Here is an 18,429-nt window from a genome sequence, read left to right on the forward strand (position 1 = left end):
GTCTCAGTGGCACGGGAACGCGGCGCTGTGGCGGGTATCGTGAGCGGCGTTGTGCACCGCTTCGATGTGCGAGAAACCGGCGAAGTACACAAGGCTGGCACCCAGAATCGACGCGAAGATCGCGGCGGTCAGGCGTTGGCTCAAGGTGGCGGTGCTGGAGATTTTGTCGGTGTTGCTGCCGGTGCTGCTGATGATCGACATGGCGCTTCCCTCTGGAGTGTCAGCGGGTGATATAGAGCGCATGAAAACCCCTGCGAGTCGGGCACGCAGAGGTTCGAACAGCGCCCGCCCACCGCGGGTTTGTTATGTTCAGCGACGCAAAATGCGCACTGTGTGTTGCGGGCCGGTCTCCGGGCTCACGAGGGGTTGGCGTCTGACCGACCTGCAAGCGTCACCTTCCCATGCCGTATGGCACAGTGGATCTGACGCTTCGCTCGCTTACCGTTGCGGGGGCAGCACCGGACTGACATGGCTTTGAGTAAAGCACATGATTCACCGGTTTCCCGTTTCACCCTGTGAAGGGCACCCGTAACAAGTTGTGTAGGAGACCATGAGGGGAGGATTTGAGTCAATTGGGATTGGGGGCATATCCGTTGCTGCGGTAATGGCCTCTTAGGGTTCCGCCCTTACGGCGGGTCACTTTTGGCAAACGCCCCAAAAGTAACCAAAAGGGCTTTACCCTGACGTTCGGCCCTCGCCTAGGCTCGGGTTCCTTCGCTCCGGGATTCATCCGGGGGCAGCGCCTACGGTTTGCTTCGCTGCACCTCCTCTCGCTGTGTTTGGCTGCGCCAAACGGTCGCTGCGCTCCCACCCCCGGATAAATCCCTCCACTCAGCCTGCCGACGGGCCCTGAGATCAAAAGCTTTACTCGAGCTAACGCTCATTGTGTTGAGTGGGGCGGCTGCGCCGCATGGGGCTGTACACAATCTAAACTGTGGGAGCGGGCTTGCTCGCGAAGGCGGCCTGACAGCCGACCAATCTCTGACTGAATACAACCACTCCCGTGAGCTGCCGAAGGCTGTGATCTTTTGATCTGCTTTGGCTTTGGCTCTGGCTTTTGATGTGGCTTTTGATCTTCAGCCCCTTCGGCAGGCCGAGCGAAGGTGTTCATCAGGGGGTTAGGCGCGCAGCGCCATGCGGCGAAGCCGCATACATCGAGAGGAGGTGCAGCGAAGCAAACCGGAGGCGATGCCCCCGGATGGACACCGTAGCGAGGGAACACTGAGCCTCAGCGAAGTGCCGTACGCCGGGGCAAAGCCTTTTGGGTTACCTTTTCGGCGTTTGGAAAAGGTGACTCGCTGTAAGAGCGAAACCGCCAGAGGCAACACCCGAAGGAACGGATATGCCCCCAAACCCCAAACCTCAAACCCGGCGTTTGGAAAAAGTGACCGCTGTAAGAGCGAAACCATAGGAGGCCGTTACCGCAGCAACGGATATGCCCCCAATCCAAAAAAAAACCAAAGCATTGACCCATCCTCAAGCCATGCGTAGCCTTGCGCTTTCGAGGTTCTTCGGCCCACGCCGAAGCTAAGAAGGGAACGCGGTCAAAGCCGCGGCTGCCCCCGCAACTGTGAACGGTGAAGTTCGTTGCCACGCCACTGCCAGCTCAATCCACTGAGCCCGCGGGAAGGCGCAGCGAACGCCGGGCCCAAGGCCCGAACACCGTCAGCCAGGAGACCTGCCTCGTCACAGATTTCTCACTACAACCGGGCGGGGTGATCCGGTGGCGAATTCTTCCGCGCGCACGCTCGCAGCGGATCTCGTCCCGTATGCCCGCCACCTTGCCAAAGGGCATCCGATGAAAACACTGGCCAAACTCCCCGTCACCATCGTCACCGGTTTCCTCGGCTCGGGCAAAACCACCTTGCTGCGCCATATGCTCGACAACGCTCAGGGCCGTCGCATCGCGGTGATCGTCAACGAATTCGGCGAACTGGGCATCGACGGTGAGATCCTCAAGCAATGCACCATCGGCTGCACCGAAGAAGAAGCCACTGGCCGCGTCTACGAACTGGCCAACGGTTGCCTGTGCTGCACGGTGCAGGAAGAGTTCTTCCCGGTGATGCGTGAACTGGTCGCCCGGCGCGGTGACCTTGATCACATCCTGATCGAGACGTCCGGTCTGGCCCTGCCAAAACCGCTGGTACAAGCCTTCCAGTGGCCGGAAATCCGCAGCGCCTGCACCGTGGATGCGGTGATCACCGTGGTCGACAGCCCGGCCGTGGCCGCGGGCACCTTCGCCGCGTTCCCGGATCAGGTCGATGCCCAGCGCAAACTCGATCCGAACCTGGATCACGAATCGCCACTTCATGAGCTGTTCGCCGACCAACTGGCCAGCGCCGATCTGGTGATCCTCAACAAGGCCGACCAGACCAGCGCCGAAGATCTGGCTCGCGTTCGCGCCGAAGTCGCCGAAGAACTGCCGCCAGCGGTGAAAATCATCGAAGCCAGCAACGGTCGCCTGCCGCTGGACGTGCTGATCGGCCTCGGTGCCGGATCCGAAGAACATATCGACAGCCGCCACAGCCATCACGATCACCACCACGACGGTGATGACGACCACGATGACCACGATCACGACGCCTTTGATTCGATCTCGATCGAACTGCCGCAAGCCGACGAAAGCCTGCTGCTCGACGCGCTGACGCAACTGGTTGTGCAGCACGGCATTCTGCGCGTGAAGGGCTTCGCGGCGATTCCGAACAAGCCGATGCGCCTGTTGATTCAGGGCGTGGGCACGCGTTTCGACAAGCACTTCGACCGACAGTGGGGCGCTGACGAAGCGCGCGTCACCCGTCTGGTGCTGATCGGTCAGGAACTCGACGCCGCGCAACTCGAAGCGCAACTGCGCGCCGCGCTCAGCGTTTAAGCCATGCACCTGCTCAGGACCCAGCCCGGCGGTTTCGTGTCGGATGACAACATTGCCGACCTTGGACAAACCCCCGCCGAGCTGGTGATCCTGTGCAGCGGCGATTCCAGCCTGGCGCTGCTCGCCGAAGCGGCGCAGCAACTGCCTGAGGACTACCCGAGCCTGCGCCTGGCCAATCCGATGCAGGTGCAGAATCACGCCTCGGTCGACCTGTATGTCGATGAGGTGCTGCGGCACGCCAAGGTCATTCTGATTTCGCTGCACGGCGGCATCGCTTATTGGCGTTATGGCGTCGAGCGACTGGTGGAGTTGTCCGAGCGCGGGGTGCAGGTGATTCTGGTACCGGGGGATGATCGTCCCGACCCGGAACTCAGCGACCTGAGCACGGTGCCCGCCGAAGATCGCGACCGCCTCTGGCAGTTCTTGCGTCAGGGTGGCATGGGCAATGCGCTGGGCTTCTTCCATTGCCTGGCCAACCGCTGGCTGGCGCGGGATTACGCTTGGGGCGAGCCGCAGGCGTTGCCGCGCACGGCGATTTACCAGCCACAGAAAAACACCGCCGCACTGAGCGACTGGCAAGCCGAATGGCTGCCCGGTCAACCGGTCGCGGCGGTGTTGTTTTATCGCTCGCATTTGCAAGCGGCGAACACTGCGTTCATCGACGTGTTCTGCCAGCGCTTGCAGGCGGCGGGGCTCAATCCGTTGCCGATCGCCGTCGCCAGCCTGAAAGAACCCGGCTGTCTGAGCGTGGTCGAGGACTGGCTGGACGAGGTTGAGGCGGCGGTGATTCTCAACACCACCGGTTTCGCGCAGTCCAGTCCAGAAGCCCCGCATCTGCGCCCGTTCCGGCGCAATATTCCGGTGATTCAGGCGATCTGCGCTCAGGACAACGAGCCCGGTTGGCGCGACAGCGAGCAGGGTCTCGGGCCACGGGATCTGGCGATGCACATCGCCTTGCCGGAACTCGACGGGCGCATCATCAGCCGGCCGATCAGCTTCAAGGATCTGGCCTGGCGCAGTGAGCGCAGTCAGTCCGACGTGGTCTGCTATCGGGCGCAACCCGAACGCATGGATTTTGTCGCTGAACTGGCGCGGCGCTGGAGCGATCTGGCGCAACTGCCGAACGCGGAAAAACGCATCGCGCTGATTCTCGCCAACTACCCGACCCGCGACGGTCGCATCGGCAATGGCGTCGGTCTCGATACGCCGGCCGCGGCATTGAATATCCTGCGCGCGTTGCAGGCGGAAGGCTTCCCGTTGACGGCGGAGTTGCCGGACAGCGGCACCGAGCTGATCCAGCAATTGCTCGGCGGCGTCAGCAACGACCTCGACAGCATCGACCTGCGTCCGTGCCAGCAAAGTCTGGCGATGGATGCCTATCTGGCGATGTTCAACGCGCTGCCGCAAGCCAATCGCGCGGCGGTGCTGGAACGCTGGGGCGCGCCGCAAAACGATCCGATGTGCCGCGACGGGCGGATGATGATCGCCGGGCTGCGTTTTGGCCTGACCTTCGTCGGCATTCAACCGGCGCGCGGTTATCAGGTCGATCCGAGTGCGGTGTACCACGACCCGGATCTGGTGCCGCCGCACGGCTATCTGGCGTTCTATTTCTGGCTGCGTAACACCTACGGTGCGCACGCAGTGATTCACGTCGGCAAGCACGGAAACCTCGAATGGTTGCCGGGCAAGGGCGTCGGCCTTTCGGAAAATTGCTGGCCCGACGCATTGCTCGGGCCGCTACCGAACATCTATCCGTTTATCGTCAACGATCCGGGCGAGGGTGCCCAGGCCAAACGGCGCACGCAAGCGGTGATCATCGACCACTTGATGCCGCCGCTGACCCGCGCCGAAACCTACGGCCCGCTGCGCAATCTGGAATTGCTGGCCGACGAATATTACGAGGCGCAACTGCTCGATCCGCGTCGCGCCCGCGAGCTGCAGCGCGACATTCTGCAACTGGTGCGCGAAACGCAGATCGACCGCGAACTGCAACTCGACGCCGGTCTGGACAGCGACGCCGATGCAGCGATCTGGCTGCCGCGTCTGGATACCTATCTGTGTGACCTGAAGGAATCGCAGATCCGCGATGGCCTGCACATTTTCGGCGAGTCGCCGACCGGACGTTTGCGCATCGACACGCTACTGGCGTTACTGCGTATCCCGCGTGGCGACGGCAAGGGTGCGCAGTCGAGTCTGCTGCGGGCGTTGGCCAAGGCGTTTGAGTTGGGCTTTGATCCGCTGGATTGTGTGCTTGCCGATCCGTGGAGCGGCCCGCGTCCGCCAGAGCTGCAAAGCGTCAGCGACGAAGTCTGGCGCAGCGCCGGTGACACCCGCGAACGCCTTGAGCTATTCGCCACCCAACTGATCTCCGAAACAGTGCACGCCCTTTGTAGGAGTGAGCCTGCTCGCGATAGCGGTGTGTCATTCAACACTGAATTGCCTGACCTGACGCCATCGCGAGCAGGCTCACTCCTACAGGAACCGAGGGGGGCTGAAGTGAGGGCAATCATTGATAGCCTGCGCGAAGTCGTCGCCCCACGCCTCGACGCCTGCGGCCCCGCCGAAATGCGCGGTCTGCTCGACGCCCTCAGCGGCCGCTTCGTCCCCGCCGGCCCAAGCGGCGCGCCCAGTCGTGGCCGTCTCGACGTGTTGCCCACCGGGCGCAACTTCTACTCGGTGGACGTACGTAATCTGCCGACCACCACCGCGTGGCGCATCGGATTCCAGTCCGCCACGCTGATTCTCGAGCGGCACCTGCAAGATCACGGCGATCACCTGCGCCAGCTCGGTTTATCGGTGTGGGGCACGGCGACCATGCGCACTGGCGGTGACGACATCGCCCAGGCCATGGCGTTGATGGGCGTGCGTCCGGTCTGGGCCACCGGCAGTCAGCGCGTTGATGACTTCGAAATTCTGCCGCTGAGCCTGCTCGACCGGCCACGAGTCGATGTCACGCTGCGGGTCTCGGGCTTCTTCCGCGATGCCTTTGCCAATTTGATTCGGCTGTTCGACGCGGCAGTGCAAGCGGTAGCGGCGCTGGACGAGCCGGATGACCTCAATCCGCTGGCCGCCAAAGTCCGCGCCGAGCGTGAGGCGCTGCTGCAATCGGGGCTGGATGCCGACGCGGCGCGGCGCCAGGCCGGCTGGCGGATCTTCGGCGCCAAACCCGGAGCCTATGGCGCGGGCGTACAGGGCGCCATCGACGGTCGCCTGTGGCAGACCCGCGAGGATCTGGCCGAGGTCTACCTGAACTGGGGTGCCTACGCGTACGGCGGGGCAGACGAGGGCACCGCCGCCCGCGAGCAGTTCGTCCAGCGTCTGAGCCAGGTGCAGGCGGTTTTGCAGAATCAGGACAATCGCGAGCACGACTTGCTCGATTCCAACGACTATTACCAGTTTCAGGGCGGCATGCTCGCGGCGGTGGAAACCCTGCGCGGCGAAGCGGCGGCGAGTTATCACGGCGATCACAGCCAGCCGGATCTGCCGAGAATCCGTACCCTGAAAGAAGAGCTGAACCGGGTGATCCGCTCGCGCGCGGCCAATCCGAAATGGATCGACGGGGTCAAGCGTCATGGCTATAAAGGCGCCTTCGAACTGGCGGCGACAGTCGATAACCTGTTCGCTTTCGACGCCACCACGCAACTGATCGATGATCATCAGTACGCGTTGCTGGCGGACGCCTATTTGCTCGACCCGACGACCCGCGATTTTGTTCGTGAACACAATCCGCATGCGCTGCGCGACATGACCGAGCGCATGCTCGAAGCGCAGCAGCGCGGGATGTGGCAGGAACCCGGCGTGTATAAAGAAGCACTGGAAAACCTGCTGCTGGATATAGAAGAAGACACCTGACACACCACAACATTTTGTAGGAGTGAGCCTGCTCGCGATAGCGGTGTATCAGCCAACCTATTTGTCGCTGACCCACCGCTATCGCGAGCAGGCTCACTCCTACATTGAAATGAATTCACACCGACCATGACCGAGTACCGAAGATGACCGACACCCCGCATTTCCCGCTCTCCGCCGTGGTCGGCGCCGATGACCTGAAACTCGCGCTGTGCCTGACCGCCATCGACCCGAAAATCGGTGGCGTGCTGATCGAAGGCCCGCGCGGCATGGCCAAATCGACCCTGGCCCGTGGCCTCGCTGATCTGCTGGCGAGCGGGCAGTTCGTCACCTTGCCGCTGGGCGCTACCGAAGAGCGTCTGGTCGGCACTCTTGATCTCGACACGGCGCTGAGTGAAGGACGGGCGCAGTTTTCTCCCGGTGTTTTGGCCAAGGCTGACGGCGGTGTGCTGTACGTCGATGAAGTGAACCTGCTGCCGGATCATCTGGTGGACCTGCTGCTCGATGTGGCAGCCAGTGGCACCAACCTGATCGAGCGCGACGGTATTTCCCATCGGCATTCGGCGCGATTTGTATTGATCGGCACGATGAACCCGGAAGAGGGCGAATTGCGGCCACAGCTGCTTGACCGTTTCGGCCTGAACGTCGCCCTCAGCGGCCACACCGCGCCGACCGAACGCGGGCAGATCATCCGCCGCCGCCTGGATTTCGACAGCGATCCACAGGTGTTCTGCGCGCAGTGGGAAGCCCGGCAGCAAGCGCTGCGCGAACGCTGTGAACAGGCGCGCATCGCCTTGGCGAGCATTGCGCTGGACGACGACGCGTTGGCGAACATCACCGAGCGTTGTTTTGCGGCGGGTGTCGATGGCTTGCGTGCCGATCTGGTCTGGCTGCGGGCGGCCCGTGCGCACGCAGCATGGCGCGGCGCTGCAGCGATTGCCGAGCAGGACATCGACGCCGTGGCGGAATTCGCCCTGCGGCATCGCCGTCGCGAATCCTCTTCTTCCAGCCCTCAGCCACCCGCGCAGAACCCGGCCAGTAGCCAGGCCGAACCGAGCGAAGGGCAGGGCCAGTGGGGCGATATGCCCGCCCCGGCACTGGCCACTGGCGCTCGCCGCGAAGTGCCGAGCTGGCCAAAAAAGTAACCGGCATTCGTCCCCGATCCGACGCGGGGGCGAATGCCAGACCCCGCGCCGGACGCCTCGACCACGGACGCCAGGGCCAGCGCCACGCTACGCGCAGCGGCCTGGTGAACTGGCCGGGCACGCTGCTCAATGGTCGGCCGCAGACTCGTGAAGATCTGCAGTTCCAGTTGCGTACTCGAACTCCCCATGAGCTGTGGCTGGTGATCGTTGATGCCTCGGCTTCAACGCGTCGGCATCAGGCGCTGAGCGATGCCAAGGGGTTGCTCGCGCAATTGTTCGATGATGCTTATCGGCAGCGTGCGCGGCTGGCCCTGCTGACCGCCAGCGGCAGCGCGCCGAAATGGCAGGTGCAAGGTCTGAAAGCATCGAGTGGCTTGCGCACCTGGCTGGAGGCGTTGGGGGCGGGCGGCGGCACGCCGTTGGTGGCGGCATTGACGCAGGCACAGCAATGGCTGGTGCAGCGACAAAAGCGCTTCCCGGCCGAGCAGCAGCGCTTGCTGGTGGTCACGGATGGGCGTTTGAAAGCCTTACCGTCGATGCCGCCGCTGGAGTGTCCGGGATTGTTGATCGACATTGAGCGCGGGCCCATCCGATTGGCACGGGCGCGGGAATTAGCGGCGGCGCTGAATGCGGATTATCGGCATATTGATGATGTGTGAAGTCTGAGCGGGCCTCTTCGCGAGCAGGCTCGCTCCCACAAGGAATGTGAACGCTGCTTTACCTGTGGGAGCGAGCTTGCTCGCGAAGAGGCCACCTCGGTTCAAACGGATATCATCAAAACTTGCAGCGCTGCTCTATGCTCCACCCCAGCCCAATCACAAGGAGTGAATCATGCGGGTACTGGTCGCCAATCCTCAGGACGATTTTCGCGTCAAAGCCTACGCCGGCACCAACGGCGTATTACTCGCCATGGACCTCGCCGAGCCCCGACGCAAAGGCCTGCTTGGGTTTGCCATTGAGAAGCAGCAGGGCGACAAACCGTGGTTGTTCCTGTTCAACAGCCTGACATCTCCCGGCAAGACGCACACCTTCCCGCAGTATCACGCCACGCCCAGCGATAAAGCGCCGCTACAGAAATTCCGCTGGGCCGATTACGCGGTCAATCCGGGCACGACCATGCACTATCGCGTGCATTTGGCCTACGGCACGGCGGACGCGCCGCTATTGGGCGAATCACTGGAGCTAAGCATCACCAGTGACGACGGCCACCCAGCCAATCAAAGTGTGATCTTCAACCGTGCTGTGGCCGCCAGTCAGGCCTTCCAGCGCAAGTTTCCCGACCTTGACGCGCAGATCAGCGCCAACAAGAACCTGCCCATCGAAGCTTGGCCCGACGCGGCGCGACTGTGGCTGGAGAACGGGTTGCTGGAGCGATTACTGGGCTTTATCGAACGTGCGGTGGACGCGCAGTGGGCGCTGGACATCGCGATCTACGAGTACCAGTTGCAGGCGATAATCGATGCAGTGAATGCCGCATTTACCCGAGGGGTTCAGGTGCGTGTGCTGTATCACGCTCAGCCTGATGATCCCGATACGACCCTGAACGAAACGAACCTTGCCAAATTGCCGGCGGCGAACAAGCGCGGCCGGGTCACCCATAACATCTTTCACGACAAATTCATTGTTCTCAGCCGTGTCGATGGCGCGGGTCAGCGGCAACCGCAGGCGGTGCTGTGCGGCAGCACCAATTTCACCGCCAATGGCGTGTATCGCCAGGCTAACGTGGTGCATACGCTCGACGACGTGACGATTGCCACGCGTTATTTGCAAGTGTTTGAAGAGGTCTGGGCCAACCCCGCCGATGTCGCTGCGACGCGCAGCTGGATCACCGAGCACAACCCGATGGACCCAACACAGGCGCTGTTCGCCGGGTTCTCGCCACGCAGCGGTGGTGGCGATTTGCGTGAGTTTGTCGAGATCATCGAGGCGGCGAAAAAGGACGTGTTGTTCGTCACCGCTTTCAGCCTGCCGGACGCGATTCTCAACGCGCTGCTCGGCAAACCGCATGACGACATCCTGCGTTACGGCCTGCAAAATACCGCGAGCAGCATCACCGGATTTCATGCCGACCGCACCGCCGAATTCGCTGCCACAGCTTTGCTCAACACCGGGCTGGAAGGCTGGCTGAAAGAAAACATGAAAGGCCAGAAGGGCAACCTGCTGGTGCATACCAAAGCCGTGATCACCGACTTCACCACCGATGCGCCGACCATCATCAGCGGTAGTCACAACCTCAGTACCTCGGCCAGTAACGGCAATGACGAAAATTACCTGATCATTCGCGGCGATACTGATCTGGCGGATCGCTATGGCCTGGAATTGCTGCGGTTTTATGAGCATTACCGCTTTCGCTATTTCGCGAAAAAACTCGAGCTCAAGCAGGTGAGTCCGCTGGCGGTGGATGACAGCTGGACCAACGATTATTACGTGGAAGGGGATTTGCGGCAGTTGTCGCGGTTGCGTTTTGCCGGGCGATGATGTGGCGTGTTTGATGACCCCTTCGCGAGCAAGCCCGCTCCCACATTGGCCCCTCTTTGAACTCAGAACTTGCGTCCGACGAACAACCCCTGTGGGAGCGGGCTTGCTCGCGAAAGGGCCAACAGGAAAAACACATTTCTTGTGCTCTTACAGATTTTGAAATGATTTGCCGCTGTAGAAAATGTGCCTTGAGCCTGTACGCTCCAAGGCCATTTTTCATTCAGGATTTGCATGAACACCCTCTTGGAGCCTCCCAGTCGTACCTTCTCCACGCGCCATGGCGCGGTCTTGACGTACTCGCAGCATCCGGTTTTCCGACTCCCGTCTATCGTTGACAACGCGGCTTCAGAGCCTTCGCGTTGCACTTTGCCGTGCCCGGCAGCCTGAATTCACTGAAGAGAGATCGAGACATTTATGGAATGGTTAGCGGATCCCACGGCCTGGTTAGGCTTGTTGACTTTGATCGTGCTGGAACTGGTGCTGGGTATCGACAACCTGGTGTTTATCGCGATCCTGGCGGACAAACTGCCGCCGCATCAGCGCGACCGTGCGCGAATCATCGGCCTGTCGTTGGCGCTGATCATGCGCCTGGGCCTGTTGGCGAGTATTTCCTGGCTGGTCACCCTCACGCAGCCGTTGTTCGAGGTATTCGACAAGAGCTTCTCCGGCCGTGACCTGATCATGCTGTTCGGTGGTGTGTTCCTGCTGTTCAAGGCGACGATGGAGCTGCACGAACGACTCGAAGGCCACGTCGGCCAGCGCTCGACCAACGCCGCCTACGCGCTGTTCTGGCCAATCGTCGCGCAGATCGTGGTACTCGATGCGGTGTTCTCGCTGGACGCGGTAATCACCGCCGTCGGCATGGTTGATGAACTGGCGGTGATGATGATCGCGGTGATCATTTCCATCGGCCTGATGATCGTCGCCAGCAAGCCGCTGACCCGCTTCGTCAATGCGCACCCGACGGTGATCATGCTGTGTCTGGGCTTCCTGATGATGATCGGTTTCGCCCTGACGGCCGAAGGCCTGGGTTTCCACATCCCGAAAGGTTATCTGTATGCGGCGATTGGTTTCTCGATCCTGATCGAGGTGTTCAACCAGATCGCCCGGGCCCGACGCAAACGTTCGATGCAAGGCTTGCGCCCCATACGTGAGCGCACGGCCCACGCGGTAATGCGTCTGCTGGGCGGGCGCAAGCTGGAGGCGGAGGAGGTCGGCGAGGAAATTTCCGATCTGCTGGATGACGGCGAAGCCCCGAGTGCGGAGCTATTCGATCGCCGCGAGCGAGTGATGATCAGTGGTGTGCTGCAACTGGCCGAGCGGCCGATTCGGAACCTGATGACCGTACGCGCGGACGTCGACACCATCGATCTGGCCGACGACGCCGAAACGATTCGCACAAAATTGATGCACTCGTCGTATTCACGTCTGCCGCTGATTCGCCACGGCGCGGTGGATGAACCGCTGGGCTTCGTGCACAAGAAGGAATTGCTCAAGGAATACCTGGCCGGTACCGAGCCGAATCTGGAACACCTGGCACGCAAGACCATCAACCTGCTCGACAGCTATTCGATCCTCAATGCGCTGGAGCAGATGCGCGCGGCGTCGACCCACATTGCCTTCGTGGTCAACGAATTCGGTGACTTCGTCGGCGTATTGACCATGACCGACATCCTCGAGTCGATTGCCGGCGAACTGCCTGATGCCAGCGAAATCGGAGGTCCGGACGTGATCGAGGGGCAGGGCGGGTTCATCGTCAACGGCGCGTTGAACCTGACGCGTGTTCGCCAGCGCACCGGGTTTGGCGCCGAACCGACCGAGGACTATCAGACCCTGGCCGGACTGGTGATGAGCCTGCTGGATCGCTTGCCGATGATCGGCGATCGGCTGCAGTACGCAGGCTGGCAAATGACCGTCAAAGCCGTTGAGGAACGACGGGTGACGCAGGTGTTGCTGGTGCGCGATTCTGCGTAAGGCAGCAGCCTTGCGCTGACGGTGCCGGCCCCTTCGCGGGCAAGCCCGCTCCCACAGTGCACGCGTCGTACACGAAATGTGTGAACAACGTTGCCCCCTGTGGGAGCGGGCTTGCCCGCGAAAGCGATGTGACAGACGCCGCAACGATTACGGGAAATGCACTGCCTCAAATCACCTGCCGATGCGCACGCGTGATTGTGCAGAGCCTGCTCAATGTGCGGCGCAACCACGGCAGGTCATGTCGTGGTTTCTGCTGCACCACCGGTGCCCTGGTCCTGCCGATATGCCGGGCAAAGTCCGCCGCCAGTGTTTCCTCCGTGCCAATCCCTTTGAGCTTCTTCAGCAACCTGCCGATCTTGTAGAACAGCACGGTAGGCGTTCCGGTAACCAGCGGATGGCGTGGCGACTCGCTGGTGTTAAGCATGTAGATGTTGGCGCGATGACGGTACGGCTCGGCCACCTCACGAAACACCGGCCCGGCGAACTCGCAGGCGGGGCAGTGCTCATTGGCGAAATACAGGATCACCGGGCGCCAGGTTTTAAGGGCTTTGCGGTAAACAGGGGCCAGATTGGAAACGGTATTGGCAGCGCTCATTGAGAACTCCTTTTCAACGACCTCGAAGATTCGATGACGTTAAAGAAGGGTGAAGAACAGGTCTACTGTCAGAAATTACAGGTAGCCTGTGGATTCGCGAGATTTTTCCCACTTTTATGAAGGACCGGCCCGACACGAAGCCCGGAAATGTGGAATGTCGGGACGTGATACCTTTTTTCACTCAATAAAAGAGAAGGCGGTAATAAGCGATAGGCGTCGAAGCCCTCTTGGAGTGCTATTTTAAGCACCATTAACAGCACTCCAGGGAGCACCATCATGACTCACGTAGTTCTTTCCAATATCGTTGCGAGTATTTCTGAATTGAAAAGAAACCCCATGGGTACCGTGGCCGCCGGTGGCGGCCAATCTGTTGCAATCCTCAATCGAAATGAGCCAGCGTTTTATTGTGTTCCCGCAAAGGAGTATGAGGCGATGATGAATCGCCTTGAGGATCTGGAACTGATCGCACTGTGCAAGGAGCGAGAAAACGATCCCACCATCAAGGTCTCTATAGATGACCTATGAGCTGGAGTTTTCCGAGAAAGCCTGGAGGGAATGGAGAAAGCTTGATTCAGCACTTCAGGATCAGTTCAAGAAAAAGCTCTCTACACGTCTGGTCAATCCTCACGTTCCTGCCGATCGACTCCGAGGGTTGGGAAACGCCTACAAAATCAAGCTTCGCAGTGCTGGATACAGGCTGGTCTATCGCGTAAAGAACGAGGTTTTGGTTGTTACCGTGATTGCGGTAGGGAGAAGAGAGCGGGGAGAGGTCTACGACAAAGCCGCTTGCCGATAGATATGGAGAGCTGGCCCCTTCAATCGCTAACCACATTGCACCGAAGTAGTCCTTCGTGCTCCATCTGGGAACCTGCTACTCGTTATTTGTAGCCTAAGGTAGCGCAGCCCATCAGTACCCGCACCTGACTCCATTTTTCGCATTTCCTGCATCCCGTTGATTCCAAAAACATTTAACCCCTCTACAGATTCCCTGTGATGCCTGTGGCACACTTTCTGCTGTCTATTCCGTAGTAACAAACCGTGTTCCGGTATAGCGGAATAAACATCATCCTGGAGTGCTTGCCATGCATCGCCGTCCTTCGTTGTTCAAAGCGTGTGTTTTCGTTCTTGCGGCTTCGTCCGCTGTGATGGGCATGGCCCAGGCAGCCGATAGCAAGCTCGACAGTGTTCTGGCCCGGGGCAAGCTGATTGTCGGCACCGGCAGCACCAATGCGCCGTGGCACTTTCAGGGTGCGGACGGCAAGTTGCAGGGCTTTGATATCGACATCGCCAGGATGGTGGCCAAGGGGTTGTTCAATGACCCAAGCAAAGTCGAGTTCGTCGTGCAGTCGTCCGACGCGCGAATTCCCAATCTGCTGACCGACAAGGTCGACATGAGCTGCCAGTTCATCACCGTTACCGCCAGCCGTGCGCAACAAGTGGCGTTCACCCTGCCGTACTACCGCGAAGGTGTCGGCCTGCTGCTGCCGGCCAACAGCAAGTACAAGGAAATCGAAGACCTGCAGGCGGCCGGTGACAGCGTTACTGTGGCCGTGCTGCAAAACGTCTATGCCGAAGAATTGGTGCATCAGGCGCTGCCCAAGGCCAAGGTCGATCAGTACGACAGTGTCGATCTGATGTATCAGGCGGTGAATTCCGGTCGCGCCGATGCCGCTGCTACCGATCAGTCGTCGGTCAAGTACCTGATGGTGCAGAACCCTGGCCGCTACCGCAGCCCGACCTACGCGTGGAGCCCACAGACCTACGCCTGCGCAGTCAAGCGCGGCGATCAGGACTGGCTGAACTTCGTCAACACCACTCTGCATGAAGCCATGACCGGCGTTGAGTTCCCGACTTACGCGGCATCCTTCAAGCAATGGTTCGGTGTCGACCTGCCGTCGCCGGCGATCGGTTTCCCTGTCGAATTCAAATGATCCCGTGAGAGTGGGGCGCCTGCACGCGCCCCGCTCAAGGTACTGCTGACCATGAACTATCAGTTGAACTTTGCCGCCGTGTGGCGCGATTTCGACACCTTGCTGGCGGGGCTCGGTCTGGGCCTTGAACTGGCGCTGGTGTCGATCGCCATCGGCTGCGTGATCGGCCTGCTGATGGCGTTTGCCTTGCTCTCGAAGCATCGCGCCTTGCGGGTGCTGGCCTCGGTGTACGTCACGGTGGTGCGTAACACGCCGATTCTGGTGTTGATTCTGTTGATCTACTTTGCCTTGCCGAGCCTGGGTATCCGGCTGGACAAGATTCCCTCGTTCATCATCACGCTGTCGCTGTATGCCGGTGCCTATCTGACCGAAGTGTTCCGTGGCGGCTTGCTGAGCATCCCCAAAGGCCAGCGCGAAGCGGGGCTGGCGATCGGACTCGGTGAGTGGCAGGTCAAGGCCTACGTCACCGTGCCGGTGATGCTGCGCAACGTGTTGCCGGCGCTGTCGAACAACTTTATCTCGCTGTTCAAGGACACCTCGCTGGCCGCCGCGATTGCGGTGCCGGAGCTGACCTATTACGCGCGCAAGATCAACGTCGAGAGCTACCGGGTGATCGAAACCTGGCTGGTGACCACGGCGTTGTATGTCGCGGCCTGTTACCTCATTGCCATGCTGCTGCGTTACCTCGAGCAGCGTCTGGCGATCCGCCGATAGGAGGCTGCGATGTACGAATCTCCCAGTTGGTTGCATGAATTGTGGTTGGCACGCGAGACGTTGCTGCAAGGCTTCCTGACCAGTGTGCAGGTGTCGGCATTGGCGATTCTGTTCGGCACGCTGCTCGGGGTTGTCACCGGTCTGGTGCTGACTTACGGCAAGTTCTGGATGCGCGCGCCGTTCCGCTTTTATGTCGACATTATTCGCGGCACGCCGGTGTTTGTATTGGTGCTGGCCTGCTTCTACATGGCGCCGGCGTTGGGCTGGCAGATCAGCGCGTTTCAGGCCGGTGCGCTGGGCCTGACGCTGTTTTGCGGTTCGCACGTCGCCGAGATCGTGCGCGGCGCCTTGCAGGCATTGCCACGCGGGCAGATGGAAGCGAGCAAGGCGATCGGCCTGACGTTTTATCAATCCCTCGGTTACGTGCTGTTGCCCCAGGCGTTGCGGCAGATCCTGCCGACCTGGGTCAACTCGTCCACCGAAATCGTCAAGGCTTCGACCTTGCTCTCGGTGATCGGCGTTGCCGAACTACTGCTCAGCACCCAACAGATCATCGCCCGGACCTTCATGACTCTGGAGTTCTACCTGTTCGCCGGTTTTCTGTTCTTCGTCATCAACTACGGCATCGAATTACTCGGCCGGCATATTGAAAAGCGGGTGGCCCTGCCATGACTCAAGCTCAAGTTTCCAACGTTCAGAACGCTCAGCTGCTGCTGGACATCCGTGGCCTGCACAAGCAGTACGGCGCAGTCGAAGTGCTCAAGGGCGTCGACCTGAGCATGCAGCGTGGCAACGTCGTGACGCTGATCGGCTCCAGCGGTTCGGGCAAGACCACCTTGCTGCGCTGCGTGAACATGCTCGAAGAGTTCCAGGGCGGGCAGATCCTGCTCGACGGCGAGTCCATCGGCTACGACGAGGTCGGTGGCAAACGCGTGCGTCACGCGGAAAAAGTCATCGCCCGCCATCGCGCAATGACCGGCATGGCCTTCCAGCAATTCAACCTGTTCCCGCATCTGACGGCGTTGCAGAACGTCACCCTCGGTCTGCTGAAGGTAAAGAAAATGCACAAGGACCAAGCCGTGGTGCTGGCCGAAAAATGGCTGGAGCGGGTCGGCCTGCTGGAGCGGCGCAATCACTTTCCCGGGCAGTTGTCCGGTGGTCAGCAACAGCGTGTGGCGATTGCCCGGGCGATTGCGATGAACCCCAGCCTGATGCTGTTCGACGAAGTCACCTCGGCCCTCGATCCGGAGCTGGTCGGCGAAGTGCTGAACGTGATCAAGGGCCTGGCCGAAGACGGCATGACCATGTTGCTGGTGACCCACGAAATGCGTTTCGCCTTCGAGGTTTCGGACAAGATCGTGTTCATGAATCAGGGGCGGATCGAAGAGCAGGGACCTCCCAAGGAACTGTTCGAACGCCCGCAATCACCGCGTCTGGCTGAGTTTCTCAAGAGCACGCGGTTCTAATTTTTGCTTTGTAATCAGGAGAAGTACCCATGAGCATTACTCGATACGGCACCGGCAGCACCGCCGCTGGCGGTCAGCCACGTCCCTTCGCGCGCGCCGTTGAAGCGGATGGCTGGCTGCACGTGTCCGGCCAGGTGCCGGCGGTGGATGGCGAGATCATCGTTGGCGGCATCGTCGAGCAGACCCACCAGACCATGAAAAACCTGATCGCGATTCTCGAAGAGGCCGGTTATGGCCTGGAGGACGTGGTGCGGGCTGGCGTATGGCTGGACGATCCGCGGGATTTCAGCAGTTTCAACAAGGTCTTCGGCGAGTACTTCAAACCGGAACACGCTCCGGCACGGGCCTGTGTGCAGGCGAGCATGATGGTTGATTGCAAGGTCGAGATCGATTGCATCGCTTACAAGAAAAAGGTTTGAGTGATGGCTACCCCTCACCCTAACCCTCTCCCGGAGGGAGAGGGGACTGATCTGTATCGATGCGAATTTCGCGTATGACGCTTACATTTGCATCGATACGGTCAGGCTCCCTCTACCTCCGGGAGAGGGCGGGGGGTGAGGACCTCGATCCAACTGACACAACACCTCAGGCCAGTTACCATCCCGGCACTTCTTATGGGAACCACTGACATGACCGAAGACACCATCAAACGCCGGGCCCGTGGTCTGGACCGGGCGTTCGATATCCTCGACTTCCTCAAGGAGATCGGCCAGCCGCTGCGTCCGAACGACATCGCCAATGGCATCGGCAGCCCGAAATCCACGGTCTACGAACTGGTGGCGTCGCTGCTGGAACGACGGATTCTGGAGCCGGTGGGCAAGGACGGTCACGTCTATCTCGGTCGCCAGCTGTACTTCCTCGGGCAGGCGCATCTGCGCCATTTCGACCTCAGCCGCGAGGCCGATCACGCCTTGCAGGAGATCGTCAGCCAGACCCGGGAAACCGCGCAGATGTGCCTGCTCAACGGGCGCAAATACACCGTGGCACTGATGAAGGAAGGCGAGCGGCATTTCCGCATTTCGTCCGACATCGGCGAAAACGCGCCGATCCCGTGGACTGCGTCCGGGCGCTTGCTGCTGGCGCATTTGAGCGACCAGCAGATCATCGACCTGATCGACGAAGACGATTACATCCTGCCCGACGGCGAACGCCTGCCGCTGGAACGCTTTCTGGCAGAGATCCGCCAGGCCGGCATCGACGGCTTCTTCTCCTTCGACAGCGTTGCCGACACCTTCACCCATTGCTTTGCCGCTCCGGTCAAAGACCCCAGCGGCGTGGCCATCTGCACCCTGTGCATCGTCGCCCCACGGGCCGATGCGAAGAACAATTACGACGACTATCGCCGGGTGCTGATCGAGAGCGCGAACAGCCTCGCCCGGCGCATCAACGAATAACCGCGGCTGCCTGC

At 60.7% G+C, this 18,429-nt stretch carries 16 protein-coding genes and 2 riboswitches; of the genes, 14 read left to right on the forward strand and 2 right to left on the reverse strand.

Annotation, left to right across the window (positions count from 1 at the left end; all coding sequences use genetic code 11):
• Positions 1–3: 3 nt before the first annotated feature.
• Positions 4–201 carry a CbtB domain-containing protein gene (locus tag J1G18_RS09285; RefSeq protein WP_003225486.1) on the reverse strand — a complete coding sequence of 66 codons (198 nt, stop codon included), beginning with the start codon at positions 199–201 and terminating at the stop codon, positions 4–6.
• A 122-nt stretch (positions 202–323) separates the two neighbouring features.
• Positions 324–545, reverse strand: a riboswitch (cobalamin riboswitch).
• Positions 546–1,487: 942 nt separating this feature from the next.
• A riboswitch (cobalamin riboswitch) is annotated at positions 1,488–1,701 on the forward strand.
• 97 nt (positions 1,702–1,798) lie between these two features.
• On the opposite strand from J1G18_RS09285, the gene cobW reads away from it, so the two are divergent.
• From cobW to J1G18_RS09315, 6 genes are all read left to right on the forward strand, one after another.
• A complete protein-coding gene (gene cobW, locus J1G18_RS09290; protein WP_095136192.1) occupies positions 1,799–2,869 on the forward strand; it encodes a cobalamin biosynthesis protein CobW in 1,071 nt (356 codons plus the stop codon).
• Between the two features lie 3 nt (positions 2,870–2,872).
• On the forward strand, positions 2,873–6,721 hold the full coding sequence (gene cobN / locus J1G18_RS09295) for a cobaltochelatase subunit CobN (RefSeq protein ID WP_223007537.1): 3,849 nt from the start codon (positions 2,873–2,875) through the stop codon (positions 6,719–6,721).
• A gap of 143 nt (positions 6,722–6,864) precedes the next feature.
• Complete coding sequence (locus J1G18_RS09300) at positions 6,865–7,863, forward strand: ATP-binding protein (protein WP_223007538.1); 999 nt, start codon at positions 6,865–6,867, stop codon at positions 7,861–7,863.
• Positions 7,791–8,522 (forward strand): vWA domain-containing protein, encoded by a 732-nt coding sequence (locus J1G18_RS09305; RefSeq protein WP_223007539.1) that lies wholly within the window; start codon positions 7,791–7,793, stop codon positions 8,520–8,522. Before J1G18_RS09300 ends, J1G18_RS09305 begins: the two co-directional genes overlap by 73 nt.
• 172 nt (positions 8,523–8,694) lie before the next feature.
• Positions 8,695–10,341 carry a phospholipase D-like domain-containing protein gene (locus tag J1G18_RS09310; RefSeq protein WP_223007540.1) on the forward strand — a complete coding sequence of 549 codons (1,647 nt, stop codon included), beginning with the start codon at positions 8,695–8,697 and terminating at the stop codon, positions 10,339–10,341.
• A 414-nt stretch (positions 10,342–10,755) separates the two neighbouring features.
• The gene (locus J1G18_RS09315; protein ID WP_223007541.1) at positions 10,756–12,315 is read left to right on the forward strand and encodes a TerC family protein; all 1,560 of its coding nucleotides are present in this window, start codon (positions 10,756–10,758) and stop codon (positions 12,313–12,315) included.
• A gap of 166 nt (positions 12,316–12,481) precedes the next feature.
• Here the strand turns inward: J1G18_RS09315 and J1G18_RS09320 are convergent, their stop codons facing one another.
• Positions 12,482–12,910 carry a thioredoxin family protein gene (locus J1G18_RS09320; protein ID WP_223007542.1) on the reverse strand — a complete coding sequence of 143 codons (429 nt, stop codon included), beginning with the start codon at positions 12,908–12,910 and terminating at the stop codon, positions 12,482–12,484.
• 276 nt (positions 12,911–13,186) lie between these two features.
• Between J1G18_RS09320 and J1G18_RS09325 the strand changes: the two genes are divergently transcribed.
• The 8 genes from J1G18_RS09325 (at position 13,187) to J1G18_RS09360 (ending at position 18,415) form a co-directional block, all read left to right on the forward strand.
• The gene (locus J1G18_RS09325) at positions 13,187–13,435 is read left to right on the forward strand and encodes a type II toxin-antitoxin system Phd/YefM family antitoxin (RefSeq protein ID WP_003225462.1); all 249 of its coding nucleotides are present in this window, start codon (positions 13,187–13,189) and stop codon (positions 13,433–13,435) included.
• Entirely contained in the window at positions 13,425–13,706 is a 282-nt protein-coding gene (locus J1G18_RS09330) for a type II toxin-antitoxin system RelE family toxin (RefSeq protein WP_098964185.1), read from the forward strand. The genes J1G18_RS09325 and J1G18_RS09330 overlap by 11 nt, the downstream gene beginning before the upstream one ends.
• Before the next feature lie 286 nt (positions 13,707–13,992).
• Complete coding sequence (locus tag J1G18_RS09335; RefSeq protein ID WP_098964184.1) at positions 13,993–14,841, forward strand: transporter substrate-binding domain-containing protein; 849 nt, start codon at positions 13,993–13,995, stop codon at positions 14,839–14,841.
• A gap of 51 nt (positions 14,842–14,892) precedes the next feature.
• Positions 14,893–15,555, forward strand: a complete 663-nt coding sequence (locus tag J1G18_RS09340; protein WP_003225455.1) for an amino acid ABC transporter permease — start codon at positions 14,893–14,895, stop codon at positions 15,553–15,555.
• Positions 15,556–15,564: 9 nt separating this feature from the next.
• A complete protein-coding gene (locus J1G18_RS09345; RefSeq protein ID WP_134786515.1) occupies positions 15,565–16,227 on the forward strand; it encodes an amino acid ABC transporter permease in 663 nt (220 codons plus the stop codon).
• A complete protein-coding gene (locus J1G18_RS09350) occupies positions 16,224–17,021 on the forward strand; it encodes an amino acid ABC transporter ATP-binding protein (protein ID WP_223007543.1) in 798 nt (265 codons plus the stop codon). Before J1G18_RS09345 ends, J1G18_RS09350 begins: the two co-directional genes overlap by 4 nt.
• A 29-nt stretch (positions 17,022–17,050) precedes the next feature.
• The gene (locus J1G18_RS09355) at positions 17,051–17,440 is read left to right on the forward strand and encodes a RidA family protein (RefSeq protein WP_016984340.1); all 390 of its coding nucleotides are present in this window, start codon (positions 17,051–17,053) and stop codon (positions 17,438–17,440) included.
• A 210-nt stretch (positions 17,441–17,650) separates the two neighbouring features.
• A complete protein-coding gene (locus J1G18_RS09360; RefSeq protein ID WP_027612656.1) occupies positions 17,651–18,415 on the forward strand; it encodes an IclR family transcriptional regulator in 765 nt (254 codons plus the stop codon).
• Positions 18,416–18,429: the final 14 nt, after the last annotated feature.

It is taken from the genome of Pseudomonas sp. MIS38, from assembly GCF_019891575.1.
Lineage (GTDB): Bacteria > Pseudomonadota > Gammaproteobacteria > Pseudomonadales > Pseudomonadaceae > Aquipseudomonas > Aquipseudomonas putida_A.

What these genes read in the sequence shown, in the direction of transcription:
- J1G18_RS09350 (WP_223007543.1), top strand. Translation starts at nt 16,224, where the DNA reads ATGACTCAAGCTCAAGTTTCCAACGTTCAGAACGCTCAGCTGCTGCTG.
- J1G18_RS09320 (WP_223007542.1), bottom strand. Translation starts at nt 12,910, where the DNA reads ATGAGCGCTGCCAATACCGTTTCCAATCTGGCCCCTGTTTACCGCAAA.
- J1G18_RS09330 (WP_098964185.1), top strand. Translation starts at nt 13,425, where the DNA reads ATGACCTATGAGCTGGAGTTTTCCGAGAAAGCCTGGAGGGAATGGAGA.
- J1G18_RS09310 (WP_223007540.1), top strand. Translation starts at nt 8,695, where the DNA reads ATGCGGGTACTGGTCGCCAATCCTCAGGACGATTTTCGCGTCAAAGCC.
- J1G18_RS09340 (WP_003225455.1), top strand. Translation starts at nt 14,893, where the DNA reads ATGAACTATCAGTTGAACTTTGCCGCCGTGTGGCGCGATTTCGACACC.
- J1G18_RS09315 (WP_223007541.1), top strand. Translation starts at nt 10,756, where the DNA reads ATGGAATGGTTAGCGGATCCCACGGCCTGGTTAGGCTTGTTGACTTTG.
- J1G18_RS09345 (WP_134786515.1), top strand. Translation starts at nt 15,565, where the DNA reads ATGTACGAATCTCCCAGTTGGTTGCATGAATTGTGGTTGGCACGCGAG.
- J1G18_RS09360 (WP_027612656.1), top strand. Translation starts at nt 17,651, where the DNA reads ATGACCGAAGACACCATCAAACGCCGGGCCCGTGGTCTGGACCGGGCG.
- cobW (WP_095136192.1), top strand. Translation starts at nt 1,799, where the DNA reads ATGAAAACACTGGCCAAACTCCCCGTCACCATCGTCACCGGTTTCCTC.
- J1G18_RS09355 (WP_016984340.1), top strand. Translation starts at nt 17,051, where the DNA reads ATGAGCATTACTCGATACGGCACCGGCAGCACCGCCGCTGGCGGTCAG.
- cobN (WP_223007537.1), top strand. Translation starts at nt 2,873, where the DNA reads ATGCACCTGCTCAGGACCCAGCCCGGCGGTTTCGTGTCGGATGACAAC.
- J1G18_RS09300 (WP_223007538.1), top strand. Translation starts at nt 6,865, where the DNA reads ATGACCGACACCCCGCATTTCCCGCTCTCCGCCGTGGTCGGCGCCGAT.
- J1G18_RS09335 (WP_098964184.1), top strand. Translation starts at nt 13,993, where the DNA reads ATGCATCGCCGTCCTTCGTTGTTCAAAGCGTGTGTTTTCGTTCTTGCG.
- J1G18_RS09285 (WP_003225486.1), bottom strand. Translation starts at nt 201, where the DNA reads ATGTCGATCATCAGCAGCACCGGCAGCAACACCGACAAAATCTCCAGC.
- J1G18_RS09325 (WP_003225462.1), top strand. Translation starts at nt 13,187, where the DNA reads ATGACTCACGTAGTTCTTTCCAATATCGTTGCGAGTATTTCTGAATTG.